19 protein-coding genes and 1 pseudogene are annotated in these 21,996 nt (G+C 48.2%); 2 read left to right on the forward strand and 18 right to left on the reverse strand.

Going from position 1 to position 21,996, the window contains the following annotated elements:
- Window positions 1-152: 152 nt before the first annotated feature.
- The 12 genes and pseudogenes from spoIIR to D1B31_RS11680 form a co-directional block, all read right to left on the reverse strand.
- Window positions 153-1,007 (reverse strand): stage II sporulation protein R, encoded by an 855-nt coding sequence (gene spoIIR, locus D1B31_RS11625; protein ID WP_192894771.1) that lies wholly within the window; start codon window positions 1,005-1,007, stop codon window positions 153-155.
- A gap of 509 nt (window positions 1,008-1,516) precedes the next feature.
- Window positions 1,517-1,978, reverse strand: a pseudogene (locus tag D1B31_RS11630) (N-acetyltransferase family protein); the annotation flags it as partial.
- 52 nt (window positions 1,979-2,030) lie between these two features.
- Entirely contained in the window at window positions 2,031-2,900 is an 870-nt protein-coding gene (prmC, locus tag D1B31_RS11635) for a peptide chain release factor N(5)-glutamine methyltransferase (RefSeq protein WP_118920967.1), read from the reverse strand.
- Entirely contained in the window at window positions 2,893-3,966 is a 1,074-nt protein-coding gene (gene prfA / locus D1B31_RS11640; protein WP_118920968.1) for a peptide chain release factor 1, read from the reverse strand. Before prfA ends, prmC begins: the two co-directional genes overlap by 8 nt.
- A 476-nt stretch (window positions 3,967-4,442) precedes the next feature.
- Complete coding sequence (locus D1B31_RS11645; protein ID WP_118920969.1) at window positions 4,443-5,063, reverse strand: thymidine kinase; 621 nt, start codon at window positions 5,061-5,063, stop codon at window positions 4,443-4,445.
- Window positions 5,064-5,280: 217 nt separating this feature from the next.
- Window positions 5,281-5,493, reverse strand: coding sequence for a 50S ribosomal protein L31 (gene rpmE, locus D1B31_RS11650; protein WP_118920970.1), 213 nt, complete (start codon window positions 5,491-5,493; stop codon window positions 5,281-5,283).
- Between the two features lie 324 nt (window positions 5,494-5,817).
- Window positions 5,818-7,098, reverse strand: a complete 1,281-nt coding sequence (gene rho, locus D1B31_RS11655; protein WP_118920971.1) for a transcription termination factor Rho — start codon at window positions 7,096-7,098, stop codon at window positions 5,818-5,820.
- 319 nt (window positions 7,099-7,417) lie between these two features.
- Complete coding sequence (gene glpX / locus D1B31_RS11660; RefSeq protein ID WP_118920972.1) at window positions 7,418-8,380, reverse strand: class II fructose-bisphosphatase; 963 nt, start codon at window positions 8,378-8,380, stop codon at window positions 7,418-7,420.
- A gap of 115 nt (window positions 8,381-8,495) precedes the next feature.
- Entirely contained in the window at window positions 8,496-9,782 is a 1,287-nt protein-coding gene (locus D1B31_RS11665) for a UDP-N-acetylglucosamine 1-carboxyvinyltransferase (protein ID WP_118920973.1), read from the reverse strand.
- A gap of 212 nt (window positions 9,783-9,994) precedes the next feature.
- Window positions 9,995-10,636, reverse strand: coding sequence for a fructose-6-phosphate aldolase (gene fsa, locus D1B31_RS11670; protein ID WP_118920974.1), 642 nt, complete (start codon window positions 10,634-10,636; stop codon window positions 9,995-9,997).
- 108 nt (window positions 10,637-10,744) lie between these two features.
- Window positions 10,745-11,605: a class II fructose-bisphosphate aldolase gene (locus tag D1B31_RS11675; protein ID WP_118920975.1), complete on the reverse strand. Its 861-nt coding sequence runs from the start codon at window positions 11,603-11,605 to the stop codon at window positions 10,745-10,747.
- A 294-nt stretch (window positions 11,606-11,899) separates the two neighbouring features.
- Complete coding sequence (locus D1B31_RS11680) at window positions 11,900-12,265, reverse strand: response regulator (RefSeq protein ID WP_118920976.1); 366 nt, start codon at window positions 12,263-12,265, stop codon at window positions 11,900-11,902.
- 188 nt (window positions 12,266-12,453) lie between these two features.
- Here D1B31_RS11680 and D1B31_RS11685 point away from each other — a divergent pair, with 188 nt between their 5' ends.
- Complete coding sequence (locus tag D1B31_RS11685; protein WP_118920977.1) at window positions 12,454-12,987, forward strand: DUF2529 family protein; 534 nt, start codon at window positions 12,454-12,456, stop codon at window positions 12,985-12,987.
- 465 nt (window positions 12,988-13,452) lie between these two features.
- Here the strand turns inward: D1B31_RS11685 and D1B31_RS11695 are convergent, their stop codons facing one another.
- The 3 genes from D1B31_RS11695 to D1B31_RS11710 all read right to left on the reverse strand — a co-directional run bounded on the left by D1B31_RS11695 (window position 13,453) and on the right by D1B31_RS11710 (window position 16,215).
- The gene (locus tag D1B31_RS11695; RefSeq protein ID WP_118920979.1) at window positions 13,453-15,051 is read right to left on the reverse strand and encodes a CTP synthase; all 1,599 of its coding nucleotides are present in this window, start codon (window positions 15,049-15,051) and stop codon (window positions 13,453-13,455) included.
- 242 nt (window positions 15,052-15,293) lie between these two features.
- A complete protein-coding gene (rpoE, locus tag D1B31_RS11705; protein ID WP_142922585.1) occupies window positions 15,294-15,896 on the reverse strand; it encodes a DNA-directed RNA polymerase subunit delta in 603 nt (200 codons plus the stop codon).
- A gap of 124 nt (window positions 15,897-16,020) precedes the next feature.
- Entirely contained in the window at window positions 16,021-16,215 is a 195-nt protein-coding gene (locus tag D1B31_RS11710; protein WP_118920981.1) for a hypothetical protein, read from the reverse strand.
- Between the two features lie 170 nt (window positions 16,216-16,385).
- On the opposite strand from D1B31_RS11710, the gene D1B31_RS24715 reads away from it, so the two are divergent.
- The gene (locus D1B31_RS24715) at window positions 16,386-16,532 is read left to right on the forward strand and encodes a hypothetical protein (RefSeq protein ID WP_204563006.1); all 147 of its coding nucleotides are present in this window, start codon (window positions 16,386-16,388) and stop codon (window positions 16,530-16,532) included.
- A gap of 56 nt (window positions 16,533-16,588) precedes the next feature.
- On the opposite strand, the gene icmF is transcribed toward D1B31_RS24715, so the two are convergent.
- The 3 genes from icmF to D1B31_RS11725 form a co-directional block, all read right to left on the reverse strand.
- Window positions 16,589-19,849, reverse strand: coding sequence for a fused isobutyryl-CoA mutase/GTPase IcmF (gene icmF / locus D1B31_RS11715; RefSeq protein ID WP_118920982.1), 3,261 nt, complete (start codon window positions 19,847-19,849; stop codon window positions 16,589-16,591).
- The gene (locus D1B31_RS11720; protein ID WP_118920983.1) at window positions 19,846-20,520 is read right to left on the reverse strand and encodes a TetR/AcrR family transcriptional regulator; all 675 of its coding nucleotides are present in this window, start codon (window positions 20,518-20,520) and stop codon (window positions 19,846-19,848) included. Before D1B31_RS11720 ends, icmF begins: the two co-directional genes overlap by 4 nt.
- A 235-nt stretch (window positions 20,521-20,755) precedes the next feature.
- Complete coding sequence (locus D1B31_RS11725) at window positions 20,756-21,895, reverse strand: acyl-CoA dehydrogenase (RefSeq protein ID WP_118920984.1); 1,140 nt, start codon at window positions 21,893-21,895, stop codon at window positions 20,756-20,758.
- Window positions 21,896-21,996: the final 101 nt, after the last annotated feature.

Below are 21,996 nucleotides of genomic sequence, written 5' to 3' on the forward strand. Positions count from 1 at the left end.
TTACGTTGTCACAGGGCTTCAACCTTAGGATTTCTCCACCAGTTGCCTGTCAGCTAATGAGCGTCTTGGTACTTACTCAGATTGGACTTTCACCAATTAGCAATTAACGGCTTGCCTGGGCACGCAATAATAAAAAAGCCTGCAAGCAGGCTTTAATCTCTTAACTTCTCCCATAATTCAACTACAAAAAACTTCACTTTTACGGGTTCTTCATCTTCTGGTGTATAAATTTTCTCAGCATAATGATTTTCCTGTTTTGGATCACTTGTGTCATTGGGCCCCAGAAGCTCATTCTTTTGGGCTATCTCGTCTTGCTGCCTGCTATTGATAGTGGCTTTTTCAGAAGCCTTTTTGCCGTCATGAGCAGCTTCATTTTCAGGCGGATTGCTAGCTTCCTTTTGACTGGTTTCCTTTACCGATTTGGAGTTTTTCTCTCCAGCATTCTCCTCTATTTCTTGACGGTTCCCTTCATTCTCCCCGTCTTCAAATCCTGGCGATCTGACGGCTGTTCCGCTTGAGAAATCGAGGAAACAGAGTGGCGGAAACAAAACGCACCACCAGTTCGCTCCCTTTCCTTCACCGAGCGTAATTAGAATCGCTTCATACTCGCCCGCTGGATAGAGATACTCCCCATAAAGCTTTGTCGGGAACTGCACTTTACCGAATTCAGCTTTTGCCTGCTGCGAAGAACCGTTTTCCTGCAAAACTTTTCTGGCTTCCGCTTCTATTTCAGGCAAATGGCTTTGAATAACCATTCTCGCTTCATCCAGATTTGTCAGTTCAGAAACCCATTCGGTTATCCTTTCATTTACAGCGTCACGGACCATCCTCTTCAGTTCCTGATCTCCTTGCCGGTCACTATTAGCAAGGATTCTCAGCCGGATTGCCTCCCCCGGAATCACAATTTCCTCTTTGCCCGCCGCTTTTGTCTGAGGCGCATATAGATTCGCGATTGTCGCGATTGATAATACAACAAGGTACAGCCATACTAAAGTTTTGTTTTTCATTTCCCCCACCATCCCTTCACTATCAACAGTGTGGTCAGAATCGGAGAATCGTAAACTAGCATATTGGCCTTTTTGCAAAAAAGGAGGGGGGTATCGGGTGGGTCTGGCTTGAAATGAAGAAAGCGGTCTATACGCGAGGCGGCTTCGGACAGCCGTAGCGAGATTTGGTTGATGGCTGTCCAAACATGAAGCACCTTGGGACAAGGCGTGAATTAATTATTCGTAAATTGTCCCAACTTTGTCCATCTCGGGACAGCTGACGGCTGTTTTGGTGAATTACTGTCCCAACATGAAGCACCTTGGGACAAGGCGTGGATTAATTACTGGTAAACTGTCCCAACTCTGCCCACCTTGGGACAGCTGAGGTCCGCGTGGGTGAATCACTGTCCCAACATAAAGCAACTTGGGACAAGGCATGGATTAAATCGTCATACACTGTCCCAACTTTGCCCATCTCGGGACAGCTGAGGCCTGTTTTGGTGAATCACTGTCCTAACATGAAGCAGCCATCAAATTAATTTATACATATAATACTCATCAATGTAGCAACCATCAATTTTCAATGAATGGTGCTTCGTTCCTTCTATCATGAAGCCCATTTTTTCGTAGAGGGCTATGCCGGCCTTATTATGCGTTATGACTGTCAGTTCTAATCGGTGGATTCCTGCCCGCGGCGCCCATTCTTCGAGTGCTTCAAACAGCAGCGTCCCGACCCCCGTTCCCCGGTGGGCCTCGGCGATACCGACAACGAGATATGCACAGTGCCGTTTTCTAGGAGCGCCGCCTCCTATAGCAATGAGGTAGCCAATCAGCTCATTTTCTTTTTCCGCAACAAAGAGGACAGAACATTCATCTTGGGCAAACCGGCTGATCATCTGTTCACCCTGTTCGGGAGTCAGTTCCCTTTCACCGGCGCCAAACATCATAGAATCAGATGTCGCTTCCACATGCTTGATTAGTTCTGCGAGCCGGGCACCGTCGCCCCGGACTGCTTTCCGAACCTTCGTGGCCGCTTCCCCCTTCTTACTTACCGCTTGTAAGTTCTACAAATACCATTCGGTCTTTCCCATTTATATCATTTACGACTTCAACTTCGGCAGTAGGGAAGGTTTTTTTGCAAAAAGAAGCAATGGCCTCCCCTTGCCCAGCCCCTATTTCAAACCCAACCAATGCCCGCTCGTTCAAGACTGCCGGCAGCTCAGCCATAAAACGTTTATAAAAATCAAGGCCATCACTTCCCGCAAAAAGGGCCCTATGCGGCTCATGCTCGGTTACTACATCTGACATCGACGTAATGTCATCATCTGGAATGTACGGTGGGTTCGAAAGGATGATATCAAACTTAGAACGAGACGCAAGGAACGGCTGGAGAAGGTCGCCATGGACAAACTCAACGTCGGCTCCCAGTCGGCTGGCATTTTCCCTCGCCACCTTCAAGGACTCCTCCGCTATGTCCGTAGCGGTTACGTTTAGCTTCGGCTCCTCTAACTTCATTGATATCGCAATCGCTCCGCTTCCGGTACCGATATCGGCCAACCCAAGTCCATCCGCTTCTCCAAACAACTTCCTAATCCGCTTGAGCGCACCCTCCACTAACTCCTCGGTCTCCGGACGGGGGATGAGCACCTCTTCATTGACCAAAAAAGGCCTTCCATAAAACTCTTCGTGCCCGATAATATATTGAACCGGCTTCCCTTCTGCATGCTGGCGGACCATCTCTTCAAACCGCTCCCAAATACCGGAAGGAAGGTCCTCGCGCATTTCAGTAAACAAACGGGTACGGTCCCAGCCTGCACTGTGCCTAAGCAAAACTTCACCTGCAAATTCTTCCCGGCCGGCTTCCTTTAAAAAAGAAGAAGCCCAGTTGAGGGCTTCAAACACTTTTTTACTCATCGGAAGCACGTTCCAGCTTTGCGGACTGGTCTTCCATAATTAATGCATTAATGACCTCATCAAGCTTTCCTTCAAGAATTTGGTCAAGCTTCTGAATGGTCAAGCCGATGCGGTGGTCAGTGACTCGGTTTTGCGGGAAGTTGTAGGTGCGGATCCGCTCAGAACGGTCTCCCGTCCCTACAGCTGATTTTCTAACCTCGGCATATTCAGCCTGCGCTTCCCGCTGGAACTTATCATAAACACGGGCGCGAAGGATTTTCATCGCCTTATCCCTGTTCTTATGCTGGGACTTTTCATCCTGCATGGACACCACAATCCCAGTCGGGATATGTGTCAGGCGGACCGCTGACATTGTCGTATTGACGGACTGGCCACCGGCGCCGCTCGATGCAAACGTATCGAAACGGATATCTTTATCATGGATTTCAACTTCAACATCTTCCGCTTCCGGCAGGCATGCGACTGTCGCGGTGGATGTATGAATCCTTCCGCCTGATTCCGTTTCCGGGACACGCTGGACACGATGGGCGCCGTTTTCGTACTTAAGCTTTGAGTAAGCGCCTGTTCCGTTGATCATAAAGATGATTTCTTTAAATCCGCCAAGTCCGGTTGAATGCGCGTCCATCATTTCCGTCTTCCAGCCCTGTGATTCCGCATACCGGCTGTACATCCGGTAAAGATCGCCCGCAAACAGCGCGGCCTCGTCACCGCCCGCAGCTCCGCGGATTTCAATAATGACGTTCTTATCATCATTCGGATCCTTCGGAACGAGGAGAATCTTCAGTCTTTCTTCAAGCTCTTCCATTTTGTCGGAAAGCTCGCTCACTTCCTCTTTCACCATCTCGCGCATTTCAGCATCAAGCTTATCATCGAGCATTGCTTTTGCATCGTGCAGTTGTTCTTTCACTTCTTTATATTCGCGGTAAACCTGGACAGTTTCCTGTATATCCGATTGTTCTTTCGAGTAGTCACGCAACTTTTTCGTATCACTTATAACGGCTGGATCGCTTAAAAGTTCATTTAGCTTTTCATAGCGGTCCTCGACAGCCTGGAGACGATCAAACACTAGCATTCACCTCAGTTTTTAGTCCATATCTTTTTTATTATAATACAGCCGGAAATCTCAGTCAAAGAGACGTTTGGGATACAAAATATGCGCTTAAATTTAGCTGTTGATTTCCGCTTCGCAAAGGAAAGCTTCTGAGATTAAGCATCGCAGGGACAGGCGGGTTTTGCCTGTCACGAGGCACACGCTTTCCGCGGGGCGTCAGTGGAGCCTCCTCGGGGCTAAAAGCGCCTGTCAGTCTAGCTACAGTGCCTAGGGGCTCGGGGTCTTAAGCCAATCCGTCAAGAAGGCAAACTGCGCCTTCTGGCCGGCTTGTCTTAAGCCTGTCGCCCCTGACCAAGGCGCTTCCGCTTTTCATGGGTCTCCACATTGCCGCTACATCCCACCGGAGTCGGGGCCCTCCACTTCAATCAACGTAGTATAAATATTAAAAAAAGAGGCCTGTCCATTCACAAAATTGGATAGCCTCTTTTCTCTTATAATGCTTTTATATTTGTTATAGCTTTATTGGATTCTTTAACCGCTCTAGGCACCTCATGATGGTGTCTGCAGCGCGGTTCATATGCTTCAGACGCGCCAACCAGTATGATGGGATCATCATAGGAAGCCGGACGGCCATCAATCAGGCGCTGGGTTCTGCTAGCCGGTGATCCACATACGGCGCAGACAGCCTGGAGCTTTGTCACAAGCTCGGCAATCGCCATGAGCTCCGGCATTTTGGCAAAAGGCTCGCCCCTGAAATCCTGGTCAAGGCCAGCAGCGATCACCCGGTAGCCGCTGTTGGCAAGATGCTGGATGACATTGACGATTTCATTGTCAAAAAATTGAACTTCATCAATGGCGATCACATCTATTTCTACATCAATATGGTCGAAGATGGCTGTCGAATGGGAAACTGGCATGGCAACAAAAGATGATCCGTCGTGGGAAACAACAGACTCTTCACTATAGCGATTATCGATTTTCGGCTTAAAAACAGCAATCTTTTGTTTAGCGAACTGCGCCCTGCGCACACGGCGGATCAATTCCTCGGACTTCCCCGAAAACATACTGCCGCAAATGACCTCAACCCATCCGCTTTGCTTCATTACATACATTCTGCTGCCTCTCCTTCCACTCTACCCTGATCATTATTATGTATTGATAAAATCGTTTTTAAGCATTCTTTGGCAAAATCGGGCCGCTCTTACTGTAGCTTTACCCTATTCATTATTCGAAAATTCCCAGATGACATGATTCGAGGAAATTCACGTATTGGAAAGTAAAAAAACAGGCAAGCGATGTTGATTCTTGCCTGTTTTTGAACAGTTGTAATTATTGTTGTTGCTGCTTAATGCCGTATTTCTTATTGAAACGGTCAACACGGCCGCCAGCTTCAGCAAATTTTTGACGTCCTGTATAGAATGGATGGCACTCGGAGCAAGTTTCAACGCGGATTTCGTTTTTTACTGATCCGGTTTCAAATGTATTGCCGCAAGCACAAGTCACCTTTACTAGCTTGTAATTAGGATGGATTCCTGCTTTCATTCTTGTCATCTCCTTCCGCCCTGAGTCATTTCGAAACAGAGTTATCACATGGGTCCATATAGGCCCTCGGTAAAAAAACACTGTTATCATTATAACAAGCGCATTGTCGTTTTGCAAGATGGGATTTTTGACCTTTTTCAAAAAAACTTGATGTTGATTTCCACTCCGGGCACGCGCTTTCCGCGGGGCGTCAGTGGAGCCTCCTCGGCGCTTAAGCGCCTGTGGGGTCTCCACCTTGCCGCTTCATCCCGTCGGAGTCGGTGCCCTCCGTTCCAATCAACGCGATAAAATATCAACTCTAGCTTTAACCCCTATAAGTTGGTCCTACTGCTGTTGCCTGCGGGTGCCGCTCCCTTTCATTTCCTCGCTTACTTGGGCGAAAAATTCCTCGTTGGATTTTGTTTGCTTCAGTTTTTTGAGGAATCGTTCGGCGAAATCCGGGCTGTCGGTCATTGATTTCCGGATTGCCCATAGTGTATCAAGCTGTTCTTTTGGCAAAAGTAGCTCTTCCTTCCGCGTGCCAGAACGGCGGATGTCGAGGGCAGGGAATATTCTTCTTTCGGCAAGTGAGCGGTCCAAATGGAGCTCCATATTACCTGTTCCCTTAAACTCTTCATAAATAACATCATCCATGCGTGAGCCAGTGTCGATGAGCGCAGTCGCAAGGATCGTCAGGCTGCCGCCTTCTTCAATGTTCCTGGCCGCGCCAAAGAAACGCTTTGGCCGATGGAACGCTGCCGGGTCAATCCCTCCGGAAAGCGTCCGGCCGCTTGGCGGAATGACCAGGTTGTAGGCTCTTGCCAGCCTGGTGATGCTGTCCATCAGGATAATGACATCTTTCTTGTGTTCGACAAGGCGCATAGCCCGTTCCAGGACGAGTTCAGCAACCTTGATATGGTTTTCAGGCACTTCGTCAAACGTTGAGCTGACAACATCGCCTGCAACTGAGCGCTCGATGTCGGTCACTTCCTCGGGACGCTCATCAATCAAGAGGACAATCAGCTCCGCCTCCGGATGGTTGGCTGTAATGCTGTTTGCGATTTCCTTCAAAAGCATCGTTTTCCCGGCCTTAGGCGGTGCAACAATCAATCCACGCTGTCCGAAACCAACCGGTGCAATGACATCCATAATCCTTGTGGATAGATGCTTCGGCGTAGTCTCCAGTTTAATTTGCCTGTCTGGATAAAGGGCGGTTAGAGCCGGAAAGTGAACGCGTTCCTTTGCCGATTCAGGGTTCTCGCCATTGACTGCCTCTACATGCAACAGGCCATAGTAACGCTCACTTTCCTTTGGAGGCCTGACTTTCCCGGAAACCTTATCACCATTCCGTAAATCAAAACGGCGAATTTGGGAAGCGGAAATATAAATATCCTCCGAGCTCGGCGAATAGTTAATCGGACGGAGGAAACCAAAACCTTCTGATTGAATGATTTCTAGGACGCCTTCCATAAAGAAGAAGCCCTGCTGCTCCGCACGCGCCTTCAAAATGGAAAAAATAAGTTCTTTCTTTGTCAGTTTGCTGTAATACGATACTTTATACTCACGGGCAAGCTCATAGAGCTCTTTTAACTTCATGTTTTCGAGACTGGTAATTGTTAATTCCATGTAGGACACCACACTTTATTATTTTGTTTCTTCTCTTTGCCGCACCCTGAAGGATGCTCTGATTCCTTTTATATGAAAACGGACTGAAAGCCTAGGGGTTCCTATCCAATTTTGCAAAAGTTAAAAAAGGCCTTGTTTCAAGCAGAGAGGGATATTTTTTGTTTTGAAGGATTCTGGAAGTTTAATTGGAAGATTAGCAGATGCTTACAAAGCAATTTCTATTTTACCCGTTCTCACGGAAAATAACCATAGTTTTATGAAATAGGGTGCTTTTCCCGCATAAGCGGAGCCCGGACCGGATGGGGCCAGGCTGAGTTTTTTAGCCGATGACTAGGTTTGGTTTTTTATGCAGGCTGTGGCGCCCTTCTACGAAGCGGACAGTGCCTGATTTCGCGCGCATGACGATGGAGTGCGTCGAGCCGTAGGAACCTTTGAACTGAACGCCTTTTAGAAGTTCCCCATCTGTCACACCTGTAGCCGCGAAAATGGCGTCTTCCCCGCAGACTAGGTCTTCCATCCGGAGTACCTTATTGAGATCGAGACCCATTTTTTTGCATCGTTCCACCTCTGCATCGTTTTGCGGGACGAGCTTGCCGATAATTTCCCCGCCGAGGCACTTCAGGGCAACGGCTGCAAGGACACCTTCTGGCGCTCCTCCAGACCCGAACAGGATATCCACTCCTGTAGTGTCGAAAGCAGTATTGATTGCTCCCGCAACATCCCCGTCGTTAATGAGCTTAATCCTTGCCCCTGCCTCGCGAAGCTGGGCAATGATGTGGGCATGGCGCTCCCGGTTGAGAACCGTTGCCACCACATCCTCAATATCTTTATTTTTCGCCCGGGCAACCGCTTTCAAATTATCGAGAACAGATGCGTTAATATCAATTTCCCCAACTGCTTCGGGGCCTACTGCAATTTTATCCATATACATGTCTGGGGCATGGAGTAAATTGCCATGATCAGCTACTGCAAGGACAGCAAGCGCATTCCAGCCTCCGGAAGCGACGATATTCGTTCCTTCGAGCGGATCGACAGCGACATCCACCCTTGGTCCGTATCCCGTGCCAAGTTTTTCACCGATATAGAGCATTGGCGCTTCGTCCATTTCCCCTTCGCCAATAACGACTGTGCCCTTCATTGGGACTGTGTCAAATACATTCCGCATCGCGGAAGTTGCGGCATCATCCGCTTCTTCTTTTTTTCCGCGGCCCATCCAGCGGGCCGAAGCGAGTGCAGCTGCCTCTGTTACCCGGACGAGTTCCATCGTTAAGCTTCTTTCCATCGGTTTTTCCCCCATTATTGGTCTATTACTTCCAATCTTTCAATTTCGGGCAGCTAGTCTATCAGGCAATTTCAAAAGACGCTTCCCGACGTGGCAAGCGCCTTCCGTTTTCGGCCTACGTATTTTTGAGCTGCTCGACTTCTTCTTCCGTCATGGCTTCTCGCCAAACAGTCGCACCGAGTCCGTTCAGTTTTTCCACAAGATTGCTGTAGCCTCTGTCGATATGTTCCAGGCCGGTTACCTCGGTGATGCCTTCCGCTATAAGTCCGGCAATGACGAGGGCCGCGCCGGCTCTGAGGTCGCTGGCTTTCACCTTTGCTCCCTGGAGTTGGACGGGACCTGAAACAATTGCAGAACGCCCTTCAACCTTAATGCTGGCATTCATTCTTCGCAATTCATCAATATGTTTAAATCTCGCTCCATAGATAGTGTCCGTAACCATGCTGGAGCCTTCCGCCTTTGTCAAAAGGGATGTGAACGGCTGCTGCAAATCTGTTGGGAATCCCGGATAGACAAGTGTTTTAATATCAACTGGTTTCAACTTTGAAGAGCCGCGGACATAAACCTGGTCATCACCCGCTTCTATATAAACACCCATTTCACCAAGTTTGGCAATCAGGGACTCCAGATGCTGGGGAATCACATTGTCAACGAGGACGCCTTCACCCATAGCGGCACCAAGGATGATATATGTACCAGCCTCGATCCGATCAGGAATAATCGTATGGCGGCAACCGTGAAGAATGTCGACTCCATCAATACGGATGACATCTGTTCCGGCACCTTTGATCCTTGCACCCATATTAGTCAGCAATGTTGCCACGTCGATAATTTCAGGCTCTTTTGCGGCGTTTTCGATAATTGTCCGCCCTTTTGCGCGAACAGCGGCAAGCATAATGTTGATTGTTGCCCCAACACTGATAACATCCAAATAAATACGCGCTCCCCTTAGTTCTTCCGCCCGCAGATAGATCGCGCCCTGTTCATTTGTCACGTGGGCGCCAAGAGCTTCAAATCCTTTAATATGCTGGTCAATCGGCCTTGGCCCAAGATGGCAACCACCCGGAAGTCCAATTACGGCCTTTTTAAACCTGCCGAGCATGGCTCCCATCAGGTAGTAGGAAGCCCTGAGTTTTTTTACTTTTCCATTCGGAAGCGGCATTGAAATCATGCGGGACGGGTCAACATTCATCTCATGATCGGAGAGTTGCACCTTTCCGCCAATCTCCTCCAGCAGCCCTTTAAGAATTTCCACGTCGGAAATGTCAGGAAGCCCCTCGATTGTTACGGGGGAATCCGCAAGAATTGTGGCAGGTATTAAGGCAACTGCGCTGTTTTTGGCTCCGCTTACGCGAACGGTTCCTTTAAGGGGATATCCGCCGGCAATTTTAAGCTTTTCCATTTTCGACTCCCTTTCCAGCCATCGAACATGTTATTTCGGCTGACTGGAAGGAGCCAGCCGAAATTTAAGGCATTATTTTCCATTAGCAATAGACGCAATCCGACAGTTTGTCATATCCATTAGTTTACACGAAAAATCCCTTTTCATGTACTGATAACTAAAAAAGTTCCAAAAATGGTAAGCAAATTTCATTTGCTAAGTGCAGTTTTTTCTTATCGGGAATTCCAATCCTTCAGGAATGCCTCAATCCCTTTGTCTGTCAGAGGATGGTGGAAAAGCTGCATCAGCACTTTGTAAGGAATTGTTGCGATATGGGCTCCTCTTAAAGCAGCTTCCGTTACATGCATCGGATGCCTAATCGAAGCAGCAATGATTTCAGTCTCAATACCATGGACGGCAAAAATCTCTGCGATTGTTGAAATGAGATCAAGCCCATTTTGGCCAATATCGTCCAGCCTGCCGAGGAACGGAGATACATAAGAAGCACCCGCACGGGCAGCGAGCAAGGCCTGGTTCGCATTGAAAATAAGGGTCACATTCGTTTTAATTCCCTCTTTTGAAAAAGCATGGACGGCTTTTAAGCCTTCCGGTGTCATCGGAACTTTAATCGTAATATTCGGAGCGATTTTTGCCAGCTCCATGCCTTCACGAATCATTCCTTCCGCATCAAGAGCAATGACTTCAGCGCTTACAGAACCTGGAACCAGATCTGTAATTTCCTTTAGCCTGTCCTCGAAGGAAACATCTTTTTCTTTTGCGACAAGGGTTGGGTTGGTTGTTACACCTGATAAAAGACCAAGCGCATAGGCTTCACGGATTTCATTCATATTGGCAGTATCGATAAAAAACTTCATAGTTCGCCTCCAAATCATGTTTTGGGCCTTTTGACAAAAAAATGAATTGAAACCGCCACTGACCCAGGGGCGGTTTCACCTATTTTACAGCATACAGTTCAGCCAGGATTACTCTGCTTTACCCGAAGAACCGAATTCACGCATTTTGCCAATGACAGTTTCCTTAATGGCATCACGGGCAGGCCCGAGGTATTTACGTGGATCATATTCATTTGGTTTGGCAGCCAGGACTTCGCGTACGACTTTGGCGGATGCCATCTGGTTTTCTGTATTCACATTGATTTTTGCTGTTCCAAGTGAAATAGATTTTTGGATGTCCTTGAGAGGAATTCCTGTCCCGCCGTGAAGTACAAGTGGTACTCCAGTCGCCTGTCCAATTTCCTCCATTTCCTTGAAGCCTAGGTTCGGTTCGCCTTTATAAGGTCCATGTACAGAGCCTAAAGCCGGAGCAAGGCAGTCGATGCCGGTTCTCTGGACGAGTTCTTGACATTCTTTTGGATCTGCATAAATGACACCGTCTGCGATGACATCATCTTCCTGTCCGCCAACGATACCAAGTTCAGCTTCAACGGACACACCTTTTGAATGGGCATAATCAACCACTTTTGAAGTCGTTGCGACGTTGTCTTCGAACGGACCATGGGAAGCATCGATCATAACAGATGTAAAGCCTGCATCAATGGCCTCTTTACACTTCTCAAAACTTGAACCATGATCAAGGTGGATGGCAACCGGAACAGTAGTGTTGTAGTCTTCCATCAGCCCTTCAACCATTTTTACAACGGTTTTGAAACCGCCCATATAACGCGCTGCACCCTCGGATACCCCAAGGATAACAGGAGACTTTTCTTCCTCCGCAGCCATAAGGATTGCCTGTGTAAACTCAAGGTTGTTCAAGTTGAATTGTCCAACCGCATAGCCTTCCGCATTAGCTTTTTGGAGCATTTCTTTCATGGAAACTAAAGGCATATCTTTATTCCTCCTTTTAGTTAGCTGTCTCTTTTTTAACCCGTGCTCCCATCTTCTAGAAGCATGTCCTCATTGCCGGCTATATATGTATCAATGGCAACGGTCAAAAAGAGGAAAACAGCCTTTCAAACACCACTAGTATCATAACAAACCAGATGCGAAAATTCCATCAATCAAAAAGAATTACGCAAACTGACATAATGTAAGCGTGAACACTAGAGTTTTACCCCAAACCTGGGAAATGAAACGTGAAAGGCGCCTTCCGCAACTGCGCATTCATGGATGTTTGAGTCTTCACTTGTTGGAGGTATATTCCTTTACGGCACTGCGGATATCATCAATATCAAAAGGTTTTGCAAAATGAGTGAGTGCACCAAGGTCCTTTGCCTCCTGAATCATATCAAGCTCCCCGTAGGCAGTCATGATAATCACTTTAATGTCAGCGTCAATTACCTTCATCCTTTTAAGAATCTCGATTCCGTCCATGCCCGGGATTTTCATATCCAGAAGGACAAGATCAGGCGAATGTTTCTTTACAATTTCAAGAGCCTGGATGCCATTGGCAGCCTGGAACGTTGTATACCCTTCTTTTTGAAACACTTCATTCAAGAGAATGCGAATTCCAAATTGATCATCAACGATTAATATTTTACGTTTCATGCCATCTCGCCCCATTTTCCCATTTATTTTATCTCTGCACTTTAATTTTTCTTTTTTTGTCCCATCTGACTATTTCTCCGTTTCTTTGCAATTTCCTGCATTTTTCCGGCGTTGTTTTTCCGACATTTTTTGCATGGGATGAAAAGTTGTCTATAATGGGAGGAAAACAGTTACTTACGGAGGTTATCATGCTTAAAATGTTCTCAACACAGCTTGCCGGGCTGTTTGGCAGAATACACGATAAACAGGATGAAAACTTTGAGGATGCCGCAAGGCTTTTGGCACAGGCGGTTGCCGGTGACGGGCGCATTTTCCTTTTCGGGGTAAAGGAAATGGAAGCAGTCGGGCTTGAGGCTTCGATTGGGACCGAGCCGCTTGACCGGGTTGTCATCTGGGACGGGAAGGAACGGAATGATTTTTCCGCTGCGGACAGAGCGCTAATCGTGTCAAGGTACTCGGCAGATGCGGAAGCTGTGAAAGCTGCGCAAGTTTTGCAAAATAACGGAATCCTCTTCGCGGGAATTTCAACAGCCGTTGAAGGAGAGGCAGATGGCGGATCACTCGCTGATTTGGCGGATGTCCATCTAGACCTTATGCTAAAAAGAGGACTCCTTCCCGATGAAACCGGCGGAAGGTTCGGATATCCGGCCCCGTTGGCCGCGTTGTTTGTTTACTATGGTTTGAAGTTTACAATTGATGAAATATTGGCGGATTATGAGTAAGGAAACGGGATTTGGCGCAGGTGAGGGGTTGGGTATTGACGCGAGGATTCCGTAACGAGCCGATGTACAGGGATTCTGGAAACGAGGTTCATTGCTGAGATTTTTGAAAACTTGGTCTAGTTGTTCCGAAAGAGTGAGTTGGACAGACGGCGAGTAAATATCTGGGGAAGCGTTCCAATGCGGGGCTTCTTGGGACAAACTGCAAGGAAATATACGGGCTACTGTCCCAACATCGAGCAGCTTGGGACAGACTGCAAGGAAATACACGGGCAACTGTCCCAACATGGACCCAACATCGAAAAGCTGTCGCGAAAGCAACGAATTCAAATAAGTTTTCTACCAAAACGAAGATGCGCAACCCTAGCCCTAATCCATTTACACAAAAAGCCGGCCCTCTCAAAATAGAGAGGAACCGGCTTTACTTTTGCAAAACAGATTGGGCAACTGGGCGCCACTTTACACTAATTATTGATTGTTTAAAGAAGCATGAATGAACTCGCGGAACAATGGTTGTGGGCGGTTTGGCCTCGATAGGAATTCTGGATGGTACTGGGAGGCCACAAACCACGGATGGTCCTTTAGTTCAATTGTTTCAATCAGCCTGCCGTCCGGGCTTGTCCCAGAAAAGACGAATCCGGCTTTTTCCATGTCTTGGCGGTAATGGTTGTTGAACTCATAGCGGTGGCGGTGGCGTTCATACACAACCTTTTCACCATATGCGTCAAAAACCTTTGTTCCTTCAACCAATTTGCATGGATACAGGCCGAGGCGAAGTGTCCCGCCAAGGTCTTCGACATCTTTTTGCTCAGGCAAGAGGTCAATGATTGGGTGTTCCGTGTTCGGATCAAGTTCAGCGGAATGCGCATCCTTCAACCCAAGGACATTCCGCGCATATTCTACCGTTGCAAGCTGCATGCCAAGGCAAATGCCAAGGAATGGAACCTTCTGTTCACGCGCATACTTGATAGCGGAGATTTTCCCTTCGACTCCCCTGTCACCAAATCCGCCTGGAACGAGGATGCCGTCCGCATCGCCAAGCAACTCGGAAACATTTTCCCCGTTTACTTCCTCAGCGTTGACCCACTTGATTTCAACGTCTGCGTCATAGGCATAGCCTGCGTGTTTCAAGGCTTCTACAACGGATAGGTACGCGTCCTGCAGCTCGACATACTTGCCGACAAGGGCAATCTTTGTTTTTTCAGAAAGATTCATGACCTTTTCGACGAGAGCCTTCCATTCAGTCATGTCTGCTTCTGTGCATTGCAGCTTCAGGTGATCGCAGACAATCTGGTCAAGATGCTGCTCTTGCAGTGAGAGCGGGACAGAATACAATGTTTCCGCATCCTGGCACTCAATGACTGATTTTTTATCAATGTCACAGAACAGGGCGATTTTGTCCTTCATATCCTGGGAAACAGGCATTTCAGTGCGGACAACAATGACATTCGGCTGAATGCCAAGGCTGCGCAATTCCTTCACACTATGCTGGGTAGGCTTCGTTTTCATTTCACCGGCAGCTTTAATGTATGGAATGAGCGTGCAGTGAATGTACATCACATTGTTATGGCCAATGTCACTCTTGATCTGGCGGATCGCTTCAAGGAAAGGCAGTGATTCGATGTCGCCGACGGTCCCGCCGATTTCCGTGATGACGACATCCGCATTCGTTTCATGGCCTGCGCGGAATACACGTTCCTTGATTTCATTCGTAATGTGCGGAATGACTTGGACCGTTCCGCCTAGATAATCACCGCGGCGTTCCTTTTTCAGGACAGTTGAATAAATTTTCCCGGTCGTCACGTTGCTGTTTTTCGTCAGGTTGATGTCGATGAAACGCTCGTAGTGGCCAAGGTCGAGGTCTGTTTCGGCACCATCTCCGGTCACATACACCTCACCGTGCTGGTATGGGCTCATCGTTCCCGGGTCAACGTTGATGTACGGGTCAAACTTCTGGATGAATACATCCAACCCCCTGTTTTTCAAAAGACGGCCAAGGGAAGCGGCTGTAATTCCTTTGCCCAGCGAGGATACAACCCCGCCTGTTACAAAAATATATTTTGTCATAATAAATCCCCCTCTAATACAGTTTGTGCAATCCTGGTTTGTTTACAGCTTTTTCGCAAAAAAAATAAAGGCGGCAAGCGGCAATCTTCATACGAAAGGGGTCATAATTCCCCAAATAAAAATAAAAAAGCGCCCATCCTGCAATGGTAGCAAGGGAGCGCTTGATAGCTATATGTGTGTCCGTTCCTTTTTTAAGGAGCCCAAAAATGATTCTACAGGCATCGACATGGAATGTCAACCAATTAAAGGTCTTCTTCTTCCTCGTCATCTGCAAGTTCTTCTTCCTCTAATACCTCAAGGCTTTCTTCTTCGAGTTCCTCTTCCAGTTCGCCTTCGAGTTCCTCATCAAGATCCTCGTCAAGCTCTTCAGCTTCATCAAGTTCGAAATCCTCAGCCTCTTCGATATCATCGAACTCTTCTTCTTCTTCTTCATCAAGGACTTCCTCTTCTTCTTCCTCTTCGAAGTCGTCGAGATCGTCATACTCCAAATCTTCTTCGAGATCTTCATAATCTTCAAGGTCATCTTCGACCTTTTTCTTCGCCTTTTTCTTTTTAGGCTTCACTACAGCAACCTGTTCTTCTTCAACCGTATCAACAGGATACCAGACACGGAGGCCCCACTTGTTTTCACCAAGGCAAATGAAACGGCCATCTATATTTAAATCGGTATAAAATTGTGCAATCCTCGCCTTGACTTCATCGGCGGATATGTTGCCTACAGCAGCAATTTCATCCAATAATTCATTAAAGGATACTTGCTCCCTCTTGCTCTTTAGCAACTCATAGGCCATTTCAATCAAAGACATTTCCTTTAACTGCTCTTTTGAGTACTGTTCTAAACTCAACGTCGGCACTTCCTTTCTCATTTGAACCACCGGGTCCAGGAAGGGGTTCTTCCAAAATACATATTCTTCATTATAAACAAATTCATCCCGTTTATGCCAGTTCTATTTTTGCATTTCGGGAAAATCAAGTACGAGGACCGTTTCCCTCGCCACTTTCCTTCGCTTTTCTCTCCTTTTCAGCAGAGAGTTCCTTGATGGATAAATAAAGAAAGAGGATCGCGAGCAGGAGAAACGATATAGCCCCCAATTGATGCTGATATAAATAATAGAGTGGCCAGGCTAATAATATAAGGATAATGACAACATATTTAGGTTTCATTCGTTTTCACCAGCCGTTCTCCAGTTGTATGCCCATATTATATATGAAACGGCAAGAAATTTAATGCTTTTCAATCATTTTTGGAAAAAATATTTTGGGAAGTGCGGACAATGGGGATGGCAGCGGTGCCATCCCCATGGTTAAAGAGCGTTATTGGTTAGCTATATAGGTTGAACTTAATTTTTACACAAATTAGCCAAGGAAGCAGGTTGATTGAAGCGGAAGGCACGAAGACTCCCGCGGAAAGCGAAGTGCCTCATGACAGGCAAAAACCGCCTGTCCCTGCGATGATTAATCTCAGAAGCTTTCCTTTGTGAAGCGCAAATCAACCAAGATCACCATGAAAAGAAAATTTCTAGTTCAACCTATATAGTTACATATTCCGCCTGTACTGGCCGCCCACTTCATACAGCGCGTTAGTGATTTGGCCGAGGCTTGCAACCTTTACTGTTTCCATTAGCTCGGCAAAAATATTCCCGCCTGATACAGCCGTTTCCTTCAATCGCTTAAGGGCCTCCGCAGTTTGGCCGGCATGCCCGTCCTGGAATTTCCGCAGGTTGGCGATTTGCAATTCTTTCTCTTCCTTGGATGCCCTTGCAAGCTCCATATTATCCATCTCATCTTCTGACGGAGGATTTGGGTTCAAATACGTGTTGACGCCAATGATTGGCAGTTCACCGGAATGCTTCTTCATTTCATAAACCATCGATTCATCCTGAATTTTTCCGCGTTGATACTGGGTTTCCATTGCACCTAGCACGCCGCCGCGGTCATTGAGCCGTTCGAATTCCTGAAGGACGGCTTCCTCAACCAAGTCTGTCAGTTCATCGATAATGAATGCACCCTGAAGCGGGTTTTCATTTTTGGACAAGCCATGTTCTTTCGTAATGATCATCTGAATCGCCATTGCCCTCCGTACCGATTCCTCTGTCGGAGTCGTAATCGCTTCATCATACGCATTTGTATGAAGCGAGTTACAGTTATCTTGCAATGCCATCAGCGCCTGCAGCGTTGTCCGGATGTCATTGAAATCAATTTCTTGTGCATGAAGAGAGCGCCCGGATGTCTGTACATGGTACTTCAGCTTCTGGCTCCGTTCATTCGAACCGTATTTATCCCGCATCGCCGTCGACCAGATCCTTCGGGCAACCCGGCCAATCACTGTGTATTCTGGATCAAGCCCGTTTGAGAAAAAGAAGCTCAAGTTCGGCGCGAAATCGTCAATCTTCATGCCGCGGCTTAAATAGTATTCAACATACGTAAACCCGTTAGCAAGTGTAAAGGCAAGCTGCGATATCGGGTTCGCTCCCGCCTCGGCAATATGATAACCCGAAATCGACACGGAGTAGTAATTGCGGACCTGATTGTCGATAAAATACTGCTGTATATCGCCCATCATCCTGAGCGCGAATTCAGTCGAGAAAATGCATGTATTCTGACCTTGGTCTTCCTTTAGGATATCCGCCTGGACCGTTCCGCGGACACTTTTAAGCGTAAAGGCGCGCACTTCGGCAAATTCTTCTGGCGTGAGCATCCGTCCGAGCTCCGCTTCTCTTTTCTCGACTTGCTGATGGATGGCTGTATTCATGAACATCGCCAAAATAATTGGCGCCGGGCCGTTGATTGTCATTGAAACAGACGTTGACGGGTGGCACAGGTCAAAGCCTGCATACAGCTTTTTCATATCCTCAAGCGTACAGATGCTGACGCCGCTCTCGCCGACTTTCCCGTAAATATCCGGGCGATAATCCGGGTCTTCCCCGTAAAGCGTCACAGAATCAAATGCTGTGCTTAAGCGCTTGGCATTGTCATCTTTTGATAAATAGTGAAAGCGGCGGTTGGTCCGTTCTGGCGTCCCTTCGCCAGCAAACTGCCGTTTCGGGTCTTCGCCTTCGCGTTTAAACGGAAAGACGCCTGCTGTGTATGGGAAAGAGCCCGGCACATTTTCTCGGTAAACCCAGCGGATAATTTCTCCGTAGTCCTTATATTTCGGCAGAACCACCTTCGGAATATCGAGGCCGGACAGGCTCTTGGACATCAAGGCCGTCCGGATTTCCTTATCACGGATTCGGACAACGTACTCGTCTGCCTTGTAATCTTTCTTTAGCTTCTCCCATCCACCAAGAATTTTCTTCGTCTCAGGCGTCAATTCCGCTTCAGTTTGCTTCTTAAGGCGCTGTAATTCGGCAATGGTTTCTTCACTTCCGCCGCTGCCCAACGCTTCCAAGACACCTTCTAGCTGGAACAGCTTCCGGGCAAGGTTCGCCTGTTCCTCCGCTTTTTTATGATAATTGCGGACCGTTTCGGAAATTTCCCTTAAATAATAGCGGCGGTCCGTTGGAATAATCACATTTTGCTTTTCCACACGGGCTTTTTTTGCAAAAGAGGTCTGCCAACCTGTGCCAGCTTTCTCATTAATTTTTTCAATTAATGCCGCAAAGACAGCATTCGTTCCCGGATCATTGAACTGGCTTGCGATCGTCCCGTAGACCGGCAGATCATCCGGATCCTTTTCAAATAGCAAATGGCTGCGCTGGTATTGCTTTTGCACTTGGCGCTTCGCATCCTCGGAGCCTTTTCTCTCAAACTTGTTAATCACAATCAAGTCGGCAAAATCGATCATATCGATCTTTTCAAGCTGGGTCGGGGCACCAAATTCGCTCGTCATCACATACATGGAAACATCGCAAATTTCGGTAATCGCCGCATCTCCCTGGCCAATCCCGCTCGTTTCCACAACGACAAGGTCAAAGCCCGCCGCCTTCACAACCGCGACAGCATCCTTGATGGCCAGCGACAATTCACTTCTTGACGCCCTCGTCGCCAGGCTGCGCATATAAACGCGCGGGTTGAAAATGGAATTCATGCGGATTCTGTCCCCGAGAAGCGCGCCGCCTGTTTTTTGCTTTGTCGGATCGACAGAAAGGATTGCCACTTTCTTATCGGGAATTTCATTGATGAATCTCCGGATCAGCTCATCCGTCAGCGAGCTCTTCCCTGCTCCGCCTGTCCCGGTAATCCCGACAACCGGAACAGGCGCGGCGATGGACTTCACTTTTTCGATTATTTCCGTTGCTACAGCAGTTTCCTTATCGGCGCCTACCTGGTACTCGGCAAGCGTGATCATTTTGGCAATCGCCTTCGTGTCCCCTTGTTGGAGAGATGCTATTTCGGCTGCCGGATCCTTCGGCAGTGTCATAAAGTCGCATTCCTTGATCATTTGGTTAATCATGCCCTGAAGGCCATGCTTGCGGCCATCCTCAGGCGAGAAAATCCTCGCAATTCCGTAATCATGAAGCTCCTTTATTTCGCGCGGGATAATGACACCGCCCCCGCCGCCGTAAACGCGGATATGGCCCGCTCCTTTTTCCTGCAAAAGATCAACCATATATTTAAAATATTCAACATGGCCCCCTTGATAGGAGGAAATTGCTATCCCCTGCACGTCCTCCTGGATCGCCGCGTTCACGACTTCCTCCACTGACCGGTTGTGGCCGAGATGGATGACCTCAGCTCCACTTGATTGGAGGATTCTTCTCATGATGTTGATTGAAGCATCGTGGCCGTCGAATAAACTAGAGGCTGTTACGAATCGGACATGGTGGACTGGCTTGTAAGTTTCCTGCGTACTCATCTTTCTCCTCCTCCCATTTTTGCGGGCCCGCTTAATTGCCCGCCAATGTTCCCTTTGCCTATTCCCGACAGCAGCAATTCTGTCTGATGGTCGATATATTCCTCAAGCGTGAATCGTTTTGCCAAAGACCAGCGCCGGAAAGCCCACATCTGGCCGAGGACGATAATGTCATGGGAGATTAATTCCGCTTCTTTCTCGGATAAATGAATCTCGCCATTTTCCACACAGCGGGCCAGCAGCTTCCCGAACATGGACGCCATTTCATTTTCTTTCCGGAGGACGTAAGGAAGCGCGTCATGCGACAATGACTTCGCTTCCTGGTACATGACAAGCACCTCATCCTGCATTTCATCCACAATCCGGAAATAATCGGCAATCGCGAGCTTTAAATGTTCAAGTGTCCCGCCCTTTCCTGTCAGGCCCTTCAGCAATTTGCCCGACACCTGGTCATAGATACTGTCACAGACAAGATAGAGGACATCCTCTTTCGTGCGGATATATTCATAGAGGGTACCGATGCTGAAACCCGAGGCCTTTGCGATTTCCCTCGTGGTTGTACGGTGGAACCCCTTTTGCTTGAACAGCGCGACCGCTCCCCTGATCATCTGGCTGCGCCTCCTTCTGACTAGAAGCTCATCTTTGACAGAAGCCTTGACCTCCCGTTTTTTCAAAAGCCCCACCCCCCTTTTTTAGCGACTGTTAGTTGTATTTTCTTAAAAGATAATTTTGCGAAGTTCCTTTTAACGACCGAACGGATGAAAATTTCCTGGCCTTCGGGCTCTAAATGACCTCTTAGCGACCGAACGGACGAAAATCACCTGGCCTTGGGGCTCTAAACGGCTTCTTGCCGGCCGATTTACTCATGAGCGCCAATACCCATTCCCCGTTCAGAAAGAATCTTCTCTGTTATTTCGTCAGCATCCTCGAGATGACGAGGCGCTGGATTTCCTGGGTGCCTTCGTAAATTTGGGTGATTTTCGCATCGCGCATGAAGCGTTCAACCGGATAATCCTTCGTATACCCGTAGCCGCCGAACACCTGGACTGCTTCGGTGGTCACATTCATGGCTGTATCCCCGGCAAAAAGCTTCGCCATCGCGGAAGCCTTGCTGTAAGGAAGCCCTTCCGACTCCAGCCATGCAGCCTGGTAGGTCAAGAGGCGGGACGCTTCAGTCGCCGTCGCCATGTCAGCCAATTTAAAGGAAATCCCCTGGTTGGCTGCAATCGGCTTGCCGAACTGGTGCCGCTCTTTCGCATAATCAACAGCCGCATCAAGCGCTCCCTGGGCAATTCCGACCGCCTGGGCTGCGATGCCATTCCGGCCGCCGTCCAGTGTCATCATCGCAATCTTAAATCCTTCGCCTTCTTCGCCAAGGCGGTTTTCAACCGGGACGCGGCAGTCTTCAAAGATAATTTCAGTCGTCGGTGACGAGCGGATGCCAAGTTTCTTTTCTTTTTTGCCTACCGAGAAGCCAGGTGAGTCTTTTTCGATGATAAACGCCGTTGTTCCGCGCTGCTTGCTTGTAGGGTCGGTCAGGGCGAACACGACATAAATATCAGCAATGCCGCCGTTTGTAATGAAAATCTTTGCGCCGTTCAGCACATAATGGTCTCCGTCAAGGCGGGCAGTCGTTTTCATCGCGCCCGCATCGGAACCGCTGCCCGGCTCTGTCAGGCCGTAGGCGCCAATTTTTGAGCCTTCTGCCATTGGGCGGAGATATTTCTGCTTCTGCTCTTCAGATCCGAATTTATAAATCGGCCAGCCGGCGAGTGATGTGTGCGCCGACAAGGTTACGCCTGTTGACGCGCAGACTCGGGAAAGCTCTTCGACAGCAATGCAGTACGCCAAGTAATCGCTGCCGATGCCGCCGTACTCCTCAGGCCAAGGAATCCCTGTCAGGCCTAGCTCGGCCATTTTGTCAAAAATCTCCCGATCAAAGCGCTCTTCCTCGTCGCGCTCTGCCGCGGTCGGAGCGACTTCGTTGCGTGCAAAATCGCGGACCATTTTTCTGATCATTTCATGCTCTTCTGATAGTTTGAAGTTCATATTGATATCCCCCTGCTCAGGTTTGGAATTGACGTATGTACCGCCAGACTGCTAAAGGTTTTTGCTTCAGGACTTGAGGCGCTCCTTGCATCCGCTTCAGC

Source organism: Neobacillus notoginsengisoli (assembly GCF_003515685.1).
GTDB classification, from domain to species: Bacteria; Bacillota; Bacilli; order Bacillales; family Cytobacillaceae; genus Bacillus_D; species Bacillus_D notoginsengisoli.